Here is a 19766-nt window from a genome sequence, read left to right on the forward strand (position 1 = left end):
CCTCTCCTTTTTATGATGGATTACCATTTTTTTCCTGAGCTTTTATGGTATGCCCCTGATCTGAAATGCTCATCTCCCGCAGTCTGTATCGCTTCTTTGTTGGCATTCGCGGCATCTTTGACAGCCTGGGCATTCTGTTGCGCCAATAACACGCCTCTGATTTGAAGCAATTGATGGGATTGATTACTTGCTAATTGAGAAGCAGCTTGAAGAGCCTGTTTTTGGCCTGCAGCACCTTGTGCCTGAGATTGCAAAGTACGCAGCTTTGCAGAGTCATTTTTCAAACTCTGTTGTTGTTTATCAATCCCTTTGAGCATTGCATCATTGGAGCGTTTTTCAGCAACAGAAGCCGCTAATCTGCTTTGTTTGATTTTTCTAAGTTCTTCAGCAGAACATTGACCCGTGCCATTAAAACACGGGGTCTTTTGGTAGTATTCCTGACTTTGGAATCGGTCAAGATACCCTTGGAGGCTGCCAGCTTCCTGCTTGTAGTAATCAATGGTATCAGTCGACTCAAGCAAATTATTAATAACCGAGTTGGCATTATCCCATTCAAAGGAAGTCAGTGATTTGGTGTTGTCTAACATGTTTTGATATTGATCCATCTGATTTTTGTATTGATCGACTTGCGTTTTATACTCGCTAAGCTGAGTTGCAATCATTTTTCCATTTTGAATCCAGTTCGCAATGTCAAACACAGGCGCACCACCCGCGAATACTGGTAAAGCAAAACAATAAATAATCATGGATTTAAATTTCATAATGCTCTCCTTCATTGATAAGCAAATTGCTTATATGGTTGTTTAAACGTTAAATCTTTCACTACGATGATATTGAAACGATAACCTGGACGGACATTGATAGTCGGAGACACATTCAGGTTTTTTGAAACCAGTTGTGAAGTAACCTCGCCCAACTGTTGTCCTAGAGCCTGACTCATGACACTGCCAGCTGTGGGCTGGGCGTAACCCAATTGGTTAGATTGATTTGTATTTTGGCTATAAGTAATACCCGCAATAATGCCTGACATTAAAAGCGCTGAACCATAAATTCTTGCATAATGATGATCTACCTGATCGCGAAAACCACCATATCCAGCACTATCAGCACCGGGCATAGAGCCGATATCCAGAGCTTTACTGTCTGGAAACACTAGGCGTTGCCAAGCCACTAATACGGAAGACTGACCTAAAGGGACATCGCTGGAATAAAGCCCCAATATCTTGGTGCCTTGGGGTATCAAAAGATATTTTCCGGTAGCGGTGTCATATACGTTTTGTGATACTTGAGCGATAATTTGACCTGGTAATTCTGAAGAAATACCACTAATCATTACTCCTGGAATCACGCTGCCAGCTCTTAGTTCGTATCGACTGTTCGGATTTTGCAGCGTTGAATTTAAATGCCAGCGCATTTCATTTTCCTCACCACCTAATGTTTGTGGCATAGGTTTGGCCTGTCTTCCTTGTAATAATGCGAGCTGCTCTTTAAATGCTGATGAAGGGTCGATGTTTAATGTCATCTCATTGCTATTCATGGAAGTTTTAGTAGTGTCGCGATTATTCAATCGTGGGTTATCTACCATTACGGATGACTTAGCTTTGACAGCCTCTTCAAATTCTTGAGTTTTTTCCTGACGAATACGCTCGATTTCAGCTTCAGATACCTCTTGTGTCAGAGTATCTTCTTGATGAGGAAGTTGTTCAGGAATGAGCAAAGGACCTGTTTCATTATTAGCTATCGTGTCACTCTGGGAAGGAATCACTGCTGTTTTATGATTTCCTACCACATCATTGGCAAGGCTCATGGTATTTTTCTTAGGATTCTTTACCTTTACTATTTCTGATGGCTGGTTTTGCGCATTAGCCCGTTTATTGGCAACTAAAGCGATGAGCACCACAAAAAGAGTTAAAATACCAATTGCAATCATGAGTGGCACATTATTTACTCGTTTTACACCTGTGGTTTGAAGCTTTTGCGGTGAATTGTCTGGTGACAAATAATCATTATTTTGATTCATCGTTCTCACTCCTTATGAGTCCATGCGCTGACAGGAAAGATATTTTCATGGTTTTTTTCATACAGACGGCTCAAGGTTTGTATTCCTACAAATAAGCTCACTCTGTAACTTTGAGGTTTAAGCTCATCAAGCACGTAGAAAAAATTAGCTTTATTCTTAGGGCATTGATTTTCATTGATGCCATAACCCTTTTTTCTCAAGTTTTGAATAAGACTTAAGCCAAAGCCATCTGTTACTCTTTGACCAATACAAAATGTATTTTGAGCAGGTGGATATACTCGCGTTAATTGAGTAGCTGCATCTGCTGCCAGATAAGCATCTTTGCCCTGAGGCATTTGGGTGAAATTGCCATAACGCATGCTGGCACAGCTTGATAACAAGACTGCGAGCAATAAAACACTTAATTCTTTCATCTTCAGCACCTTGTAATCGTAATTTTTTCTTGAGAGGAACCGCTACCGATAACCAATATGGCTTTATCAAAAACCCCATCCACGATATAACGACAACCCTGAAGGCGATAATTAACCATCACAGACTCTGATTTTTTAAATAGACCTCGACCTCTTAAAACTAGCAGCGCAGGCGCTTCACTTTGAGCCATGGTTCTTGGCATCTCAATAATCGTTTTGACGCCATTGTTATAAACTCTAACTGGCTTAAATCGGGCATTTCCTTGAATTCGATAATTGAAGTTAAGATCGCCTAGATATTCATTGGTTTCTGGTAAGGTATCTACTTTTCTTCTTTCAGCCTGAATGCGTTGTAGTAACTGCCATTTGGCTTTTGCTTCATCAGGATAAGTAAATGAAATGTAAGGCATAAATTCGGTTCTATCTGACTTTAATCTAAAGTGATACGTTCTTCTGTCTGTGGTGACTACCAAAGAGGAATCAAGCCCTACATCTTTAGGTTTTATGAGCAGATGGATTTGTTGCATAGTCCCAGATCCTGTGAGAGATGGTTCAACAACAAAGCGTGGGTCACCGACGTTCATGTCGTTAAACTGCTCACCTGGTTGAAGGGCAATATCACACACTTGCAAAGGGGCACAAACTACCCTGATTTGCCCTGATCCATAAATAAAACTGACTGAGCCATCAGCAGAAGCAAAGGGTATACTTGTTTTTTCTCCTTGTTGTGTACGCTCTGCAATATCTAAACCTTGTTTTTCCTGACTCGATAGCTTGGGTACAGTATCCGAAAAATAATGCTCGGCCAGAATAGTGTTGTCCAATGCAAAACTTGTGAGTGGTGTTAATAAACAAAATAGCTGTATTATTCTTTTCATTGCTGTTCTCCATGCTTTAATTCGTAGGACCAGTTAAAATCACGCACATAAATCAGATGGGGATTTTTCAAAATGGACTCACTGGTGGCATCATTGATTTCATTCTCCTGATACATCGTAATCATCGCTTTCATCATGCGAGGCTTTTCTTTAAGTGATCCATCACGATTCCTCACCGTTTCAATCCAGTCGACTTGCCAAGTCTCATCCGACTCTTGAAGTACTGAGCGAATGTCTATGCTTACAATCTCAAAGGCAGCTCTTTCAAAGGGATTAGATTGCTGTTTGTCGCTGTAGAACTCTTGAATCTTAGCCAAAGCCGCATCATTGGAATTTAAATAGGAATACACCTGAAAAACTGCTTTCTTTTGCAGTTCCGTATCAAGGCTTACCATGCGAACGTTTTCAATAAAATGGGCAGCTGCAGCACGATAATCATCAATGCTTGCCTCACCAACCTTATCAGCACGGGTAACCGATAAGGTATTACCATTGGCATCTTGTTGAAACACCAAAGGGATAAATTTGGATTGACTACCTATCGCGATGAGTCCACCGACTGCCGCTAATGCAATTAACAAGCTACCTAAGCCTACCAATTGCCAAACTTGTAGTGATTTCATAAGTCCTGCGGTATGAACATTCCAGGCGCGTCTGGCGTTGAGGTAGGGGTTATTCGTTATACTTTTTTTCATGCTGCTTCTCCGTACTGAGCCAAATGAATACCTTTTTCTGAAAGCCATTGAGAGACCCACTCATCTTCATACTTCGACTCCAATTGCTTCATACGCGCAATCGAATCGGGATCTGTTGCACCAACAAATGCCAAGGCCAAAGGTCCTAACGCCAATTGATAAAGGCGCTGGCCTTTTTCACTGACATAGTAGTAATCACGTTTGGGTTGAGCAGATGCTATTATGTCTATCTGGCGTGGATTTAAGCCCATGCGCTCATAAATGAGTCGGGTCTCAGGATCTCTTGCATAAAGATTTGGTAAAAAGATTTTGGTGGCGGTTGATTCAACAATAATATCTAAGATTCCAGAATTGGCTGCATGAGATAAATGTTGCGTTGCCATAAACACCACACAGTTTTTCTTAGCCATGGAGTCAAGCCATTCAGCAATCTTGCTTTTAAACACAGGATGCGCCAGCATTAACCAGGCTTCATCAAGCAAGATTAGGGTGGGGCGACCATCTAATGACGTTTCAATACGCCTAAAGAGATAAAGCAACACAGGCAATGCAAATTTTTCACCTAAGCCCATTAAATGCTCGATTTCAAAGGTCATAAAGGAAGACAGACCAAGCCCATCACTTTCTGCATCCAATAAATGCCCCATCAAACCATCTATGGTGTACTGCTTTAACGTTTCTCTAATGGGTTCATCCTGAATCGTCATGACAAATTCTGATAAGGTTTTAGAGCCACTTTGGTGCATGCTTAGAATGGCATGACCGATTTCATTGCGCTGAGCTGGTGTGGTATTCAAACCATTCAAAGCTAGAATCGTATCAATCCACTCCATAGCCCAAGCTCTATCTGATTTAGTTTCCAAAAACTGCAAGGGCGCAAACGCAAGGCGAGAGTCTTTGCCTGCGATAGTGAAATGCTTTCCACCTGTTGCTTTGCAGGTTGGATACATAGACATGCCTTTATCAAAAGAATAAATACGTGCATCTTTATATCGACGCCAGGAGAATGCCAATAAACCAAGATGGGTTGATTTACCAGAGCGTGTTGGACCAAACATAATGCCGTGACCTAAGTCTCTGACATGAAGATTCAAACGAAATGGTGCATTACCACTGGTGACACAGTGCAGCAAAGGTGGTGATTGAGGTGGGAATAATGGGCAAGGAGCTTTATTTTCACCTGTCCAAATGCTGGATGTTGGCAACAAGTCTGCCAGATTCATGGTATTCATCAGAGGTCTTCTGATGTTTTCAACACCATGGCCGGGTAGGCTACCCATGTAGGCATCCATAGTATTAATGGTTTCTGTTCGTGCGCTAAAGCCTAAAGCGTTGATATTCTTTTCGATAAATAGGGCGGCTTTCTCAACGTTCGCTCTATCCTCATCCATTAATACAACGACGGATGTATAGTAGCCTTGCCCCACCATTCCTGAATTGGTTTCGGCAATAGCTGCCTGCGCGTCATTAACCATGCTGAGTGCATCTTCATCAACGATACCGGAGCTGGTATTAAACATTTGGTCAAAAAAACCTCTGACCTTTTGTTTCCACTTTTTACGGAACTTAGTGAAATGAGCTACAGCTTCATGGGGATCCATGAATATGAAGCGAGAATTCCAGCGATACTCCACAGGTAATTGAGTCAACAGCGTTAAAATACCTGGGTAAGATTCCATGGGGAATCCTTCAATAGCAACACACTGAATGAACTTTCGGCCAATTTTGGGTGTAATACCTGGGGTTAATTCCTGACCGCCTATCAGAGCATCCAGATAAATTGGATTTTTAGGTAGATTAACGGGATGGTTAATTCCCGTGACACAATATTGGATGTGTCTTAAAAAGTTATCTTGAGTGACTTTATGGTTTTCATTGATGAGTATTTCTGAGCCTAACCTTTCTAGGTGAAGTGCAGCACTCATACGGGACTCAAAGTTTCTGCATGATTGCTTGAATGTTTCAATCAATTGATGGGTTTTTTCTTTGTGGTTTAATTTCTCCCCTGAATCATCAAACATCAATTCAACAAAACGCTTTTGAGCCAATACAGGTGGATACCAGGTTAGTGTGATAACAAAATAGCCTTCATACAAAGCACCAATACTTTCAAAGTATTGCCTTCTTTCTTCATCAACAGCCTTCGACATAAGATCGGGAAAGTATGAAGCACTGCACTCACTGTAACTAGGAGCAGCACGTCTTATAGCATCTACATGAATCATCCAGCCATTACCCATAGAGGACATTGCCTGATTGATTCGAAAAGCCATCATTTCACGAGCTTCATCGGTAGTGTTGGCAATATCTTCACCTTGATAAAGCCAGGCTGCCATAAACGATCCATTTTTACCGATAATTACGCCATCATCGACTACCGCAGCATAATTTAGTAAATCAACCAATCCTGCAGTATGACTTCGATGTTTTTTGACATGGTGTTTACGACTTTTCATTCTAGCAGCGCTAAACAAAGTACATAATAGCAACAGCCCAGTAATACTGATTAAAAAGGTAATGAACTCAATCATAAATAACCCCTTTTATTATTACGAAAAGGGGTTGAACGCGCTGGGTAATAGGCCTGATAGCCTCTTTGTCTCAGATAAACGGCGCGCATTTTAGGATCGGCTTTTGCCATAAGCCTTAAACCTTTTAAAGATAAAAACCAAAGAGCAAAGCCAAAAATAGCGGCAAGCCAATCTTGTGCTGCGAATATTAAGATTGCTGAAAGTAATCCTGAAAACATAACCAGCTCGCGGTCACCACCCATAAAAAGACTTGGGCGGTTACCACATCTGCGTATAGGAATGCTACGAAGACTCATGGCTGTGTCTCCATAGCTGTTTTTGAGACGGAAGGTTTAGCAATTTCGGCTCCTTTGCCTGTAATTGCTGTCATGGTATTTTGAGCTGCAACTAAGAATGAAAGCACCAATACAATAAAGAGAAGGGTTCGCAAAAAACCATTCATTTCACCACCGAAAATCAGAGTAGCTCCTGCGCCAACCAAACCAATAATCGCAGCAGTAAAGGCAAATGGTCCGGTAATGGATTTTTGTATTTTGGTTAAATAGGAGTCAAATGGTAAACCTCCACCTGCGCTTGATGCACAAGCAGGATGTGTTATTAACAGAAGCAATAAAACAATAGTTCCCATTATCAATAGACTTCGATAATTTATATTAAATGCTTGGTTCATACCTATTCTCCTTAAGTAAGTTGTTCGATGATGTAATGACCGTTTTCATAGCCTTTAACAGATATGATTTCTTCAACTCTGCGCCCTTGCGGTGTTCTTGTGATATGCACCACACAATGAACCGTTTCACCAATCAAAGGTTCAATTTCAGTCGGGGCTGCTGGGTTTCGGGTAATAAGTGATTTCAAACGATGAAGTCCTGAAAGGCAGTTATTGGCATGCAAAGTAGCAGCACCACCCTCATGACCAGTATTCCAGGCATCGAGTAAATCCAATGCTTCACTGCCCCGAACTTCACCAACAAGGATTCGATCTGGCCGCATCCTTAGAGTGGTTTTTAAAAGTTGGGTCATATTGACATCAAGAGTGGTGTGATATTGAACGCAGTTCTCAGCGGCGCATTGAATTTCACCTGTATCTTCAATGATGAAAACACGCTCAGCTGGCGAACTACGAACCATTTCATTGATAATGGCGTTCACTAAAGTAGTTTTACCAGAACCTGTGCCGCCAATGACTAGAATGTTTCGATGTGCAATAACGGCTTTTTTAATCACCGCACATTGTGCTTCTGTCATAATTTCTGATTTTACGTAGTCATCCAGTGTAAAAACCGAAATGGCTTTTTTACGAATTGCGAATGTGGGTTTTGAGACCACCGGAGGCAGCTGCCCTGCAAAACGTGATCCATCCAGTGGCAGCTCACCTTCCAGTATCGGATTAAAACGGGTTACTTCCTTACCATGAAAGCCCGCAACAGTTTTAATAATGGATTCAGCACGGGCGTCAGTGATACTACCTATGCAACGCATGGTTTCGCCTAGACGTTCCTGCCAAAGTTTGCCATCTGCATTGAGCATGATTTCAACGGTTTTAGGATCACTTAGTGCCTGTTCAATCATGCCACCCAAATCACGCCTTAGCTTTTCACGGGCGCGGTCTTTAACCGTTACCCCTTGTTCTTCTTGTGCTTTCATACGAATAATCCTCGATGTTTTTAAGCTGATTTCAGGCCGTGTTTGAATTTGCTAATTAAACGGTCAACAATGTTTTCCTTATTGGAAGGAGAGTCGCTGAACCATTGATCTTTTTGACGTTCTCGATAAATGCGTCTTTGAATTTCATCACGGTGAACAGGGATCGATTGAGGGGCATCGAAAGCAAGGCGAACTTCACCATCACGATAACCCACTACAGTGCAGTAAACTTCCTCACTGATAACAACTGATTCACCAACTTTTCTTGTTAAAACCAACATAATGCGTCTCCTTTAAGTTATTTAAATAAATAGGCCTTGCACTGCCTGATATTCTCTTCAACCACTTCTTTACTGGCAGGTTGATATTTCTTTGACGTGACGTAAAAAGCATTTCGCCTTTTAATATCCCGGCAAAAGCCAATCATTTGCGGCAGGGTAGGAGGCATTTCGCAATGATCGCGGCAATCAATAATGACCTGATTCAAAATCTCATCATTGAATTGGCTTAAGCCCTCCAACCACTCCTTCTTGGCAAACTCTAAAAAACCATCACTCTTGAACTGACTACGCCACAAATGCCCATAAAAAACTGCAAAGCGGGTAAACAAGTTTTCAATACACTTTTTTCTACTGTCGGTAGCATTGCAGGTTGATGACGTTTGACTGCTTGTATTCGTCTTCATCGGTGATTGCTGCGTCTCCTGTTTCTGGGTTCCAGAATGGATCAATGGCTCCGCTCTTAGTATTTGTGCCGCACTTCTCATTCCGTTTCTCCTGCGTCAATTCGATTTTGACTTCATCTTCCCAACATTTTTGAGACAACCAGTTGACTGGAAATTTCCATGCTGGAACCCATTCCCCATGAGCTTCTTTTGCTGTACGGGTTATGATTTGTTGATCCAGGGCTTGCAGCATGCTTTGCAGCAAAGGCTCATCTGGATTGATTTGTTTAAAGATTTCAAAGGCACGTTCACGTGACTTTTTCTCGGGGTACATACGCCAGAAATGGTCGAAGCGTTGTAATAAATAAATATAATTATTTTCTTTTATTAGAGGTGTGTCGGCTTTTAGGATTTCATCTGTATCGGCTTTTGCTCCTACACCCTCAGAATACCCTGTATTTATAGGGAGTTTCGCATGCGGCTTTGTGTCGGCTTGCTGTGTCGGGTTTGTGCCGGGTTTATTTTGGACACAATAACTGATATCCGCTAAAAGACATTTTAAAATAAGATGTTTATCGAAAGACTGAATGACAATAAGACCTGAGCGTTCAAGCCCTTTAACGGCTCTTCGAATTTGCTGACGGCTAGGACTTCCAGATTCTGTAATGCCTTGATGGGGTTCAATATAAAGTACCTCAGCCAGCGATTGGTAACTAATACGTCGCTTAATCCCTACTACGAAAGTATTGCGATCCATGTAGGGTCGAATCCCTCTTAAGTAGGTAATTTGCTGGATATATGAAAGCCCACAGAGCGCATCCAATTCTTTGTCATTCACTGTAAAGTACATAAATAATCCGTTATTCCTTAACTAAAAGTCTTAGCGCCCAATGAAACATGTGATAACATTTTGAGAACTTAAGATAAAAAGTAGCTCTTAACGAGCTTAACTACTCGAAACGAGTAGTTAATAAATCTCAAAATAACACATATTGAGCTATAGTCAATATGTAAATGGATTAATTTATTAACCAAAAACCGTGGAATGGGTATGAACATCAAAGAGAAAATCGGCCAAAGAATCATGAATGAACGAAAGGCCAAAGGATTGACGAGAAAAGCATTAGCTGAGTTGACCAGTGAGTTGAAAATTTCACGTATTAATAATTATGAAAGAGGGGACCGTACCCCTGGCCCAACAGAAATTAAATTGTTGGCAGATGCATTGGAAGTTTCTGCCTCTTATTTGATGTGCTTAACTGATAACCGTGAAGGGAAGATGACAAAATCCCTTGGCATGGGGGCATTGATTCCTGTCTTGGATTACAAACAAGCAATTGATCCAGCTGCATTCATCCAGAAAATCAAAGAGGATGTTGATACTAAAGTTGAGTTTATTCCCGTCAGTACAGCTGTCAGTGATAGTATTGGAAAAAATGCTTTTGCTCTGCAGATTAAAGATGACAGCATGATGCCGGAATTCCGGATTAATGATGTTCTTATCGTAGATCCTGAAACAAGCCATAAGCCTGGCGATTTTGTAGTGGCGTTGATTGAGTGTGAACAGGAAGTCATTGTTCGCAAGTATAAGCAATTATCGGCCTCTAAAGAGGCTCAGCAGTTTGAGTTAATTGCACTTAATGAAGATTGGGCAGACGTTCGTGTTGGTTCCGGCGAAATGCAAGCCCAGATAATTGGATGTGGAGTTAATTTGGTTAGATCATTAATAGTGTAAACTCTATTTTGTATTACTTGATGATCAAGTTGATTAGATTCCTTAAGTTATACTCGGAATTACAACAATGGTTTGAGAGAGCATAGAATTGATGTAAGTTATCTTTTCGTTACATTCGTAGCAGCAGCATAACAATTAACGTACTCAACGTTGACAATTTCTATAAACAGGCTATATCTATAGTTAAATACTTGTTTAACTATTTGATTGACTATGCTAACTCAAGACCAAATTACTACCTTAAGCGATATTTTACATTTGATGGGCGAACCTAATCGCCTAAAGCTTCTTATAGTATGCTTGTCAGGCCCGCAATCTGTTTCAGAATTGGCAGAGCAATTGCAACTTTCAGTGCCTTTAGCCAGTCATCATTTGAACTTATTGCGTTCATCTCGACTTTTAATCGCTAATCGCGAAGGGAAACATATTTACTATAGCATTTATGATGCTCATGTACGTTGTATTTTAGAGGACATGCTCAAGCACTTTACTGAGGAGATGGAAAATTAACATGAGTTTTTTAAAACGACTGCTTGGTGTTCTTGGTATAGATTATGGCGGATACAGAAATTCTCATCAAGGTCAAACAAGCCAACAAAGTAACTACTTAATTAATCCTGAGTTAAGGGGATTGAGCTGCCCATGCTGTAGAGCTTCTCTGGCATATGGCGTGCGTTTTTACGGTCAATGCGGGGACTCATTATGACAAAGGCACTAACTTTAACCACTTTTTTTGTTGCAGGATTGGACTGTCCGACCGAAGAGCAATCAATCAGGCGGCAACTAGAAAGGATTCCTGAAGTGGAACAGCTGGATTTTAACTTCATTGCTGAAGAAGTGACTGTGCATCATCGTCTTTCTACTATTGATGTGTTGCAAAAACAAATCGAAACCTTAGGCATGAGCGTTCGCGCTCAGGGCAGTATCTCATCAGCAAAGAAAGAGAAGAGGCGGGTTGATTCCTCATGGCCATTTATTGCTGTGGCAGGTTTTTTAGCGCTTTTTTCTGAGTTAACTGCTTATTTTTTGGCAATAGAGCAATCAATTTGGGTTATTTTTCCTGCTGTGCTAGCCATTATCTTAAGTGGCCCATCTACTTTTAAAAAGGGTTTGCTTGCATTGCGTACCAAAGCCATGAATATCAATAGTTTGATGTTGATTGCAATTACAGGAGCTATGATTATAGGTGCCTGGCCGGAAGCTGCAATGGTCACCGTTTTATTTGCGCTTGCAGAACGAATCGAGCGTTATTCTTTAGATAAGGCTCGTCTTGCTATTCGCAGTCTCATGCAAATTGCACCTGAAGAGGCTCAGATTAAGATGGATAATGGTCAATGGCAGACTTTGCCTGTTGAAGGGATAGCAGTTGGTGCAATTTTTAAAGTCAAACCCGGTGAGCGAATACCGCTTGATGGGGTATTAATATCGGGACAAAGTAGCGTCAATCAAGCACCGATTACAGGTGAGTCCATGCCGGTAAGCAAGCAAGTAGGTGATGATGTGTTTGCGGGGACTTTAAATGAGTACGGTACTTTTGAAGTTAGGGTCAGTAAAGCTTCAGGTGATACATTGCTTGCGAAAATTGGTAAAGCCATTGAACAGGCTCAAAGTGAACGGGCTCCAACGCAGCGCTTTGTCGATGAGTTTGCAAAATATTACACTCCAATTATGGTCTTGATTGCACTCTTTATTGCACTTATCCCTCCTTTGGTGTTTGGTTACCCCTTTTATGATTGGATATATAAGGCTTTGACGCTATTGGTGATTGCCTGTCCCTGTGCTTTGGTCATATCCACACCAGTGACGGTAGTCAGCGGATTGGCTTCAGCAGCACAGCACGGTCTTCTAATCAAAGGAGGCAGCTATTTAGAAATTGGTCATCAGTTAAAAATAATTGCTCTAGATAAAACAGGCACCTTAACTGAAGGAAAACCAGTAGTGACTGATTTTATCTCCTACGATAAAAATCAACCCAAAGAATACTTCCTGGCACTTGCTGCAAGCCTTGATAGTCATTCGGAACACCCAGTTGCTCATTCATTGGTTGAATACTGGCGGCAAAATCAACTTGATGAGTCCTTGCTCGAAGTAGAGCAATTTTCTGCCCTTCCCGGCCGGGGAGTGCAAGGCATTATTGGCCAAGAATTATATTATGTTGGAAATCATCAATTAGCAGAAGATAATAAGGTATGCTCATTAGCAGTAGAGCAAGAACTTAAACGCTTGGAAGAAGAAGGAAAAACGACCGTTATTTTGAGTAATTCATCAGTAGTTTTGGCGATTTTTGCAGTGGCTGATAAGCTTCGTGCTACAAGCCAATGGGCGATTGACATGTTGCACCAACAAGGACTTAAAACAACGATGTTAACGGGTGATAATGCGTTAACGGCTAAGGCTATTGCGAAGGAAGTGGGGATTGATGAAGTGCAGGCGAATGTCTTGCCTACTGAAAAATTACAGGCAATCAATCGTCTTTTGGAACAGTATAGAACGGTGGGAATGGTGGGTGATGGCATCAATGATGCGCCTGCTTTGGCTAAAGCCACAATTAGTTTTGCGATGGGAAAGGGTACCGATACCGCTTTAGAAACAGCAGATGTTGCGTTAATGAATGATAATTTAGCCATGCTTCCTTTATACATTGATTTAAGCAAAAAAACGGCACGTATTCTTCGCCAGAATATTGCTTTGTCTCTTGCAATCAAAGGTGTGTTTTTTATTCTGGCTCTGGGAGGATTAGCAACGCTTTGGATGGCAGTATTTGCTGATATGGGTGCGAGCTTAATTGTTGTTGGGAATGGTCTGCGATTACTTAACTCACACAAAGGGCATTCTGAAGATCAGGAAATGAAGGGTTAATGAGTAGCGTGATAGTTTTATCATTTAATTGGGTGGATGATGAATAATTAGGATCATAATGAGCAAAATAGAACTCATTGCTTATTTTTTTAGTGACTGAATCTTCATTAGGAACTCGTACTCTTATTCCTCAAGCATTCGGTAGACATGGCAGAGCTTAAGATTCTATCTTAATGGATAAAAATTTATGTTGGCATAAGCTGATTGCAAAAAACTCAATATTAGGCCTGCTCATTTTTTAGCGCTCTAAACCAAGCCCATTTATTTCGCTATAGTTCTTTTTTTCCATAATAGATAGACTGCAGGAATTACGATGAGTGTGAGCACGGTAGCACTCACCATCCCACCGACCATAGGTGCTGCAATTCGACGCATTATTTCTGAACCCATACCACCTAATAACATAATAGGCAATAAACCACTAATAATGGCGGTTACTGTCATTATCTTAGGTCTTAACCGAAGCAATGCCCCTTCAATTACTGCATCATCAATATCATCATCAGTCAAATCACGGTTTTCTTGGTGGGCTTGTTGCTGCTGTGTGAGTAGAGCTTGATTGAGAAACACCAGCATAATAACGCCTGTTTCGGCAGAAACACCGGCTAAGGCAATAAATCCCACACCACTAGCCACTGATAAGTGATAGCCTAATACATACATGAGGCCAATGCCGCCAACTAACGCAAGAGGTAGCGTTGCCAAGATAATGATAGGCTCAACAATGCCCTGGAAATTTAAATACAACAAGAAAAAGATAATAGCGAGCGTTAGAGGAACAACCATCTTTAAGCGTTCTTTTGCCCGTTGATAATACTCATATTGACCTGACCAGGTCAGCGAATAACCCGCTGGTAATTTCACCTTCTGGCTCACAAGCTGTTGGGCCTCGTTAACATAAGAGCCTAGATCACGTCCGGCAATGTCCACATAAACCCAACCATTCAGTCTGGCATTCTCACTTCGAATCATATCCGGCCCTTCAGTAATCGTGACACTGGCCACTTCACTTAACGGAATGATTGCACCGGATGAAGTGAGTATAGGAAGCAGGCGTAATTTTTCTAATGAATCGCGAATTTCACGTGGGTAGCGAATATTAACTGGATAGCGTTCGCGTCCCTCAATCGTTTGAGTGATATTCATGCCGCCTACCGCCGTTTCAATAATATCTTGGATATCAGCGATGTTTAATCCATAACGTGCGGCTTTCAGTCGGTTAATATCAATGGTGATGTAGCGGCTGCTCGCTACGCGCTCTGCAAACACCGAAACCGTACCAGGTAAGGGTTTAAGTACGGTTTCAATTTTCTCACCAATTGATTGAATCACCCCTAAATCAGGGCCGGCAACTTTAATCCCAACTGGGGTTTTAATGCCTGTGGCTAGCATATCAATACGAGTACGAATGGGCATCACCCAAGCATTAGAGAGGCCGGGTAATTTGAGACGTGATTCCAATTCCGCACGCAAGTTTTCCATGGTTATTCCTGGCCGCCATTCACTTACTGGTTTGAATTGAATGGTTGTTTCAAGCATTGATAACGGAGCAGGATCAGTTGCTGTTTCGGCTCGACCTATTTTTCCAAAGACGGTTTTTACTTCAGGAACGGTTGCAATCAATTTGTCGGTTTGTTGCAAGACTTGTTGTGCTTTACCGATTGAAAGCCCAGGAAAGGTGGTTGGCATATAAAGTAGATCGCCTTCATCCAATTCAGGCATAAATTCCCCACCAAGATAAAAGAGGGGTAACAATCCAAGAACCACCGCGAGTCCTGCAATAGCTAATACGGTTTTTGGTGCTTTCAATACCCTATCAAGAATTGGCCGATATAGCGCGAGTAATACTCTATTTAATGGATTTTTTTGCTCGGGTGTTATTTTGCCACGGATAAGGTAACCCATTAAAACAGGAACTAGGGTAATAGAAAAAAAGGCAGCGGCAGCCATTGCATACGTTTTTGTATACGCTAAGGGGGCAAATAAGCGACCCTCTTGAGCTTGTAGAGTAAATACGGGTAAGAAACTAAAAGTAATGATGAGTAAAGAGAAAAATAAAGCAGGCCCTACTTCAAGCATCGCTTTTTCTATAATCTGCCAACGATTCTCACCAGTGTCGGGCGTGTCCTCTAAGTGTTTATGAACGTTTTCAATCATTACAATCGCCGCATCCACCATAGCCCCTATGGCAATAGCAATACCTCCTAAGGACATGATATTGGCATTGATGCCTTGCAGATGCATGACGACAAGCGCCATTAGAATGCCTAAAGGCAGGCTAATGACAATCACCAGGGACGAGCGAAAATGATAAAGAAAAGCGAGACAAATCAACGAAACCAAAATAAATTCTTCGATTAATTTATCCTTTAAGGTATTGATGGCCCGAGTAATTAAACTCGACCGATCATAAGTCGGAATAATTTTAACACCCTTGGGTAAACTTCCTTGGAGTTGGGCCAATTTTGCTTTGACATCAGCGATCGTCTGTAAGGCATTTTGGCCAAAGCGCATGACAATGATGCCGCCTACTACCTCTCCTTGGCCATTGAGTTCCGCAATACCACGCCTCATTTGCGGACCTAATTGCACGTTGGCTACCTCTTCCAACAAAATAGGTATTCCATTTTTTCCCAATCCAACGGGTACTTGGCTAATATCTTTAATGGATTGTAAATACCCTTTGGCGCGTATCATGTATTCGGCTTCAGCCATTTCTATCGCAGATCCACCTGCTTCACGATTAGCTCGTTGAATGGATTGTTTGATTTGGTCTATGGTTAACCCAAAAGCACGCAGCTGATTAGGGTCTACGGTAATTTGATATTGCTTAACCATCCCTCCGACCGTAGCTACTTCAGCAACACCTGGTACTTTTTGTAATTCATATTTCAAAAGCCAGTTTTGTACACTGGTTAATTGTGCTAAATCATATTTGCCGGTTGTATCTACAAGAGCATACTCATATACCCAGCCAACTCCCGAGGCATCAGGACCTAAAGCAGTTTGTGCACCTTGTGGTAGGCGATTAGCAATCTGACTTAAGTATTCCAATACACGCGAGCGTGCCCAATACAGGTCAACGCCATCTTTAAAAATAATATAGACATAAGACACACCAAAACCAGATTCACCCCGTACAGTAACAGCCCCTGGTACGGATAACATTGCCGTGGTTAAGGGATAGGTGACTTGATCTTCTACCACTTGTGGCGCTTGTCCGGGGAAATCTGTTTTAATAATGACTTGCACGTCCGATAAATCTGGAATAGCATCCACAGCGGTATTTTTGACCGAGTAGATTCCCCATAACATTAACATCACGCAGGTCAATAAAACCAAAAAACGATTTTGTATCGACCAGCGAATAATTCCTGCAATCATGCATCATGTCCTTTTAATGCGATAACCTTTTTATGTCCTGTATCACAAAATGGTTCTCTTTATCTTTTCCTAATATAAATTGAATGCGATCGCCTGCTTTAAAATGGATAAGATCGACCTGTTCAATGACAGAAAAATCCATAGTCATTTCTGGCCAATTCAAAGCTGGAATAGATTCATGCTGCAATGTGACTGTGTGTGTTGCAGCATTGATTGCTTTAATAATCCCTTTGCCTTGAATGGATGTATTTTTTTCTGCAGTAGTTTGGTTAGTATTTGACTGAATCGAGGAGGTGTTTAAGCGTTCTAAACCCACTTTCAAATTGGTTTCTGAATCAATTAAGAATTGTCCTGATACAACGACTTTTTCTCCTTCTTTTAATCCGGAAAGAATTTCTATCTTGTCACCTGATTCGATGCCAACAGTCACTAACTTCGTCTGAAAACGTCCGTCATCTAATGACACAATCACCCTATCTCCTTCGCTACTTCGAATTAAAGCTTCAAGAGGTATGCTAATCACATTTAGTTTTGGCGTGGTTAATAGTGTAATCGTGGCATACATATTAGGTTTTAATAATCCTTCGGGATTATTAAAACGAAATCTTACTTTCAAGGTACGTGTTACCGAATCAACATCAGGATAAATATACTCTACTTTCCCCTTCCATACTGTTCCAGGAAATGCCGTTAATGTGGCTTCAACTGACTCGCCTACTTTTATCCAATTGGCTTGCTCTTCAAATACTTGTGCGATTATCCAAATACACGATAAATCAGCGATACTCAACATTTCAGTTGCGTTAGTCACATACATGCCTTCTCGCACATTGAGCATAGTGACTACCCCATTTTGATGCGGATAAATATCAATTAAATGACTTGATTTTCTACTCTCTTTTAATTGTTGAATTTGTTGTTCTGAAATATGAAAGGATTGTAATCGTTTATAAGACGCATCAACTAAAGTTTGATTTTTACTCGCTAAGGCAATCAAGTACTCTTCTTGCGCGTTAACGAGCGTGGGCGAGTAAAGTTGCAAAACAATTTGACCTTTTTTTACCACATCTCCCACTGCTTTTACAAAAAGCTTTTTTACCCAACCATCGGCATAGGTATGAATATGTGATATTTCATTTTCGTTCACCTCAACATACCCGACAGTTCTAATTTCTTTTGCAAGCTCCCCTTTGGTGACAAGAGCCGTTCGAATACCTAAGTTATTGACTACAGCAGGGGAAATGCGCACTGTCGATTTATCCTCGCTTTGATTATCATCAGGATAAACTGGTATTAATTTCATACCCATTCTGGATACACCAGGTTTTGAATAATGAATAGTAGGCTCCATGGAGTCAATCCAATAGAGCGGTTTTGTTTCAGCTTTTATTTGATTAGACGACTCATCCATTTGAGTAAAATGCCCTGAGTATCGTCCCAAAATCACACCCAAAATAAGCGCTAATCCCACAATCAATAAAGGGTATTTCTTCATGCAACTACTCCTTCTAAATAAAGCAAGATCGCGCGGGACTTGGCTCGTTCAACCTGTAATTGGATAAGCTCTAATTGAATGGTAAGTTCACTACTATAAACTCGCAATACTTGTGTTAACTCAGTAGTTGCATTTTGATACGCGATTAAAGAAGCTTTAGCACTTTGTCTTGCTACAGGAGTCAATTGCTTTTTGTAGACCTCTTCACGTTGGGACAAACGATTCCAGATAGCGTATTGAGTTGTTAGTACTTGCATTAAATCGCGATAATGAGTTTGTTGATCGAGTTTGGTGGCAAGTAATCGATCATACCCTGCGTTGACTTGCCGATCTTGACGATTAGTAGTAAATAAAGGCAAGTCTATTGTGACCTGGGCACCCACAAAGTCAGAACGCGACATACCATCAACAAAGTGTCCTTGTCGTTTAGCATAGCCCGCATTGAGTACCCAGCCGGGTTTATATTGCTCTTTAGCGAAAGCCACTTCACTATGTGCTGCGGCTATCATGGCTGCATCAATACAAAGTATAGGATGTTGACGAAGGCGAGTTTGTAATAGCTTGATTGATGGTGGGCTTGGCCAATGTGGTAATGTTAGAGCTAACTGACGGCTGGCCTGTTCAAGCCCAATCCATCGTTCTAGCTGTGCACGTAGTATACTTATTTGTTGTTGAATTTGAATTGCCTGATCATCCAATTTTGATAGTTCTAACTGTACTTGCAGCACATCCGATTGATTGGCTTTGCGGGTTTCATATAACGATATGGAGACTTTGAGTAAATTTTTATACAGTTTTTGATTCGCTCGCAAGGATCTTAACGCTTGCGTCCAATAATACAGATCCAACCAAGTTTCTCGTACGGTTCGTATCAAGGTGAGCGCTTTTTCCTGGGCTTTTCTTTTCTCACTCAGTGCTAAAGCTTGGTCTTGTTTTGATTTCATTAACAAGGAGTGTCCCCGGGGAAATGCTTGTTGTAGACCTATTTGTTCCATGGTCATATCATCTTGAGTTAAGCTAAAAGAATTCGTAGGCACATTAGCCATGCCAGCTACTAATTGAGGATCGCTTAGTTGTCTGTCTGCAATTGCTTGTTGTTGCAAACCGTGTCTTAAAGCTTGGAAGCGTTGTAACTCTGGTGAGGTATTAAGCGCAAGAGCCTCGGCTTCGGATAAGGTCAGTGGTTTTCCTTGAGGGATCGCTAATACAGGATGACACCATCCAAAAAATAAAATGATAGCAGTTAATTGAATAAAACCACGTATTTTCATGCTTTTCGATCCCTTAATTACCTCCTGATATAAAGCATAAAATATTAACTATTTTAGTATTGTTAATAGCTAATAACACATCTACGGTTATTTTGAGATGTGGCTTTTTATTTACTTAAGTATGCCTTAAGCAATGAATATTTACCATATTCTCAATGGATTAGTATTTCAACT

General features: G+C 41.1%; 18 protein-coding genes. 3 read left to right on the forward strand and 15 right to left on the reverse strand.

All coding sequences use genetic code 11. The features are described from left to right. Positions 1-20: 20 nt before the first annotated feature. Genes trbJ through LXA66_RS11710 form a run of 12 tightly spaced genes read right to left on the reverse strand, consistent with a single transcriptional unit; the run spans position 21 to position 9698 of the window. Positions 21-761, reverse strand: a complete 741-nt coding sequence (gene trbJ, locus LXA66_RS11655) for a P-type conjugative transfer protein TrbJ (RefSeq protein WP_027269503.1) — start codon at positions 759-761, stop codon at positions 21-23. Positions 762-772: 11 nt separating this feature from the next. Continuing rightward, entirely contained in the window at positions 773-2020 is a 1248-nt protein-coding gene (locus LXA66_RS11660) for a TrbI/VirB10 family protein (RefSeq protein ID WP_027269504.1), read from the reverse strand. 5 nt (positions 2021-2025) lie between these two features. Further along, positions 2026-2433, reverse strand: a complete 408-nt coding sequence (locus LXA66_RS11665; protein WP_027269505.1) for a conjugal transfer protein TrbH — start codon at positions 2431-2433, stop codon at positions 2026-2028. Between the two features lie 2 nt (positions 2434-2435). Beyond that, positions 2436-3311: a P-type conjugative transfer protein TrbG gene (gene trbG / locus LXA66_RS11670; protein ID WP_027269506.1), complete on the reverse strand. Its 876-nt coding sequence runs from the start codon at positions 3309-3311 to the stop codon at positions 2436-2438. After that, positions 3308-4006: a conjugal transfer protein TrbF gene (locus LXA66_RS11675; RefSeq protein WP_027269507.1), complete on the reverse strand. Its 699-nt coding sequence runs from the start codon at positions 4004-4006 to the stop codon at positions 3308-3310. Before LXA66_RS11675 ends, trbG begins: the two co-directional genes overlap by 4 nt. Further along, positions 4003-6537 carry a conjugal transfer protein TrbE gene (locus LXA66_RS11680; RefSeq protein ID WP_027269508.1) on the reverse strand — a complete coding sequence of 845 codons (2535 nt, stop codon included), beginning with the start codon at positions 6535-6537 and terminating at the stop codon, positions 4003-4005. Before LXA66_RS11680 ends, LXA66_RS11675 begins: the two co-directional genes overlap by 4 nt. After that, a complete protein-coding gene (locus LXA66_RS11685) occupies positions 6534-6833 on the reverse strand; it encodes a conjugal transfer protein TrbD (protein ID WP_027269509.1) in 300 nt (99 codons plus the stop codon). Before LXA66_RS11685 ends, LXA66_RS11680 begins: the two co-directional genes overlap by 4 nt. After that, positions 6830-7207, reverse strand: coding sequence for a TrbC/VirB2 family protein (locus LXA66_RS11690; RefSeq protein ID WP_027269510.1), 378 nt, complete (start codon positions 7205-7207; stop codon positions 6830-6832). The genes LXA66_RS11685 and LXA66_RS11690 overlap by 4 nt, the downstream gene beginning before the upstream one ends. Positions 7208-7218: 11 nt before the next feature. Continuing rightward, positions 7219-8184 carry a P-type conjugative transfer ATPase TrbB gene (gene trbB / locus LXA66_RS11695; protein WP_027269511.1) on the reverse strand — a complete coding sequence of 322 codons (966 nt, stop codon included), beginning with the start codon at positions 8182-8184 and terminating at the stop codon, positions 7219-7221. A 20-nt stretch (positions 8185-8204) separates the two neighbouring features. Continuing rightward, positions 8205-8465 (reverse strand): carbon storage regulator CsrA, encoded by a 261-nt coding sequence (gene csrA, locus LXA66_RS11700; RefSeq protein WP_027269512.1) that lies wholly within the window; start codon positions 8463-8465, stop codon positions 8205-8207. 17 nt (positions 8466-8482) lie between these two features. Continuing rightward, positions 8483-8794: a Vir protein gene (locus tag LXA66_RS11705; protein WP_027269513.1), complete on the reverse strand. Its 312-nt coding sequence runs from the start codon at positions 8792-8794 to the stop codon at positions 8483-8485. Positions 8795-8813: 19 nt separating this feature from the next. After that, positions 8814-9698 (reverse strand): hypothetical protein, encoded by an 885-nt coding sequence (locus tag LXA66_RS11710; protein WP_027269514.1) that lies wholly within the window; start codon positions 9696-9698, stop codon positions 8814-8816. Positions 9699-9899: 201 nt separating this feature from the next. On the opposite strand from LXA66_RS11710, the gene LXA66_RS11715 reads away from it, so the two are divergent. The 3 genes from LXA66_RS11715 to LXA66_RS11725 all read left to right on the forward strand — a co-directional run bounded on the left by LXA66_RS11715 (position 9900) and on the right by LXA66_RS11725 (position 13442). Beyond that, positions 9900-10583, forward strand: coding sequence for a S24 family peptidase (locus LXA66_RS11715; RefSeq protein WP_027269515.1), 684 nt, complete (start codon positions 9900-9902; stop codon positions 10581-10583). 213 nt (positions 10584-10796) lie between these two features. Beyond that, positions 10797-11093, forward strand: a complete 297-nt coding sequence (locus LXA66_RS11720) for a helix-turn-helix transcriptional regulator (protein ID WP_027269516.1) — start codon at positions 10797-10799, stop codon at positions 11091-11093. A gap of 192 nt (positions 11094-11285) precedes the next feature. Next, on the forward strand, positions 11286-13442 hold the full coding sequence (locus LXA66_RS11725) for a cation-translocating P-type ATPase (protein WP_027269518.1): 2157 nt from the start codon (positions 11286-11288) through the stop codon (positions 13440-13442). Between the two features lie 261 nt (positions 13443-13703). Here LXA66_RS11725 and LXA66_RS11730 read toward each other — a convergent pair whose 3' ends face one another. Genes LXA66_RS11730 through LXA66_RS11740 form a run of 3 tightly spaced genes read right to left on the reverse strand, consistent with a single transcriptional unit; the run spans position 13704 to position 19592 of the window. Then, positions 13704-16826, reverse strand: coding sequence for an efflux RND transporter permease subunit (locus LXA66_RS11730; protein WP_027269519.1), 3123 nt, complete (start codon positions 16824-16826; stop codon positions 13704-13706). 13 nt (positions 16827-16839) lie between these two features. Then, positions 16840-18321: an efflux RND transporter periplasmic adaptor subunit gene (locus LXA66_RS11735; protein WP_027269520.1), complete on the reverse strand. Its 1482-nt coding sequence runs from the start codon at positions 18319-18321 to the stop codon at positions 16840-16842. Next, a complete protein-coding gene (locus LXA66_RS11740; RefSeq protein ID WP_027269521.1) occupies positions 18318-19592 on the reverse strand; it encodes a TolC family protein in 1275 nt (424 codons plus the stop codon). The genes LXA66_RS11735 and LXA66_RS11740 overlap by 4 nt, the downstream gene beginning before the upstream one ends. Positions 19593-19766 lie beyond the last annotated feature (174 nt).

The sequence above is a fragment of the Legionella sp. 16cNR16C genome (genome assembly GCF_021297775.1).
In the GTDB taxonomy this organism is placed as follows: Bacteria; Pseudomonadota; Gammaproteobacteria; order Legionellales; family Legionellaceae; genus Legionella_C; species Legionella_C quinlivanii_A.

Coding starts and splice junctions, on each gene's coding strand:
- trbJ (WP_027269503.1), bottom strand. CDS start 761: ATGAAATTTAAATCCATGATTATTTATTGTTTTGCTTTACCAGTATTC.
- LXA66_RS11660 (WP_027269504.1), bottom strand. CDS start 2,020: ATGAATCAAAATAATGATTATTTGTCACCAGACAATTCACCGCAAAAG.
- LXA66_RS11665 (WP_027269505.1), bottom strand. CDS start 2,433: ATGAAAGAATTAAGTGTTTTATTGCTCGCAGTCTTGTTATCAAGCTGT.
- trbG (WP_027269506.1), bottom strand. CDS start 3,311: ATGAAAAGAATAATACAGCTATTTTGTTTATTAACACCACTCACAAGT.
- LXA66_RS11675 (WP_027269507.1), bottom strand. CDS start 4,006: ATGAAAAAAAGTATAACGAATAACCCCTACCTCAACGCCAGACGCGCC.
- LXA66_RS11680 (WP_027269508.1), bottom strand. CDS start 6,537: ATGATTGAGTTCATTACCTTTTTAATCAGTATTACTGGGCTGTTGCTA.
- LXA66_RS11685 (WP_027269509.1), bottom strand. CDS start 6,833: ATGAGTCTTCGTAGCATTCCTATACGCAGATGTGGTAACCGCCCAAGT.
- LXA66_RS11690 (WP_027269510.1), bottom strand. CDS start 7,207: ATGAACCAAGCATTTAATATAAATTATCGAAGTCTATTGATAATGGGA.
- trbB (WP_027269511.1), bottom strand. CDS start 8,184: ATGAAAGCACAAGAAGAACAAGGGGTAACGGTTAAAGACCGCGCCCGT.
- csrA (WP_027269512.1), bottom strand. CDS start 8,465: ATGTTGGTTTTAACAAGAAAAGTTGGTGAATCAGTTGTTATCAGTGAG.
- LXA66_RS11710 (WP_027269514.1), bottom strand. CDS start 9,698: ATGTACTTTACAGTGAATGACAAAGAATTGGATGCGCTCTGTGGGCTT.
- LXA66_RS11715 (WP_027269515.1), top strand. CDS start 9,900: ATGAACATCAAAGAGAAAATCGGCCAAAGAATCATGAATGAACGAAAG.
- LXA66_RS11720 (WP_027269516.1), top strand. CDS start 10,797: ATGCTAACTCAAGACCAAATTACTACCTTAAGCGATATTTTACATTTG.
- LXA66_RS11725 (WP_027269518.1), top strand. CDS start 11,286: ATGACAAAGGCACTAACTTTAACCACTTTTTTTGTTGCAGGATTGGAC.
- LXA66_RS11730 (WP_027269519.1), bottom strand. CDS start 16,826: ATGATTGCAGGAATTATTCGCTGGTCGATACAAAATCGTTTTTTGGTT.
- LXA66_RS11735 (WP_027269520.1), bottom strand. CDS start 18,321: ATGAAGAAATACCCTTTATTGATTGTGGGATTAGCGCTTATTTTGGGT.
- LXA66_RS11740 (WP_027269521.1), bottom strand. CDS start 19,592: ATGAAAATACGTGGTTTTATTCAATTAACTGCTATCATTTTATTTTTT.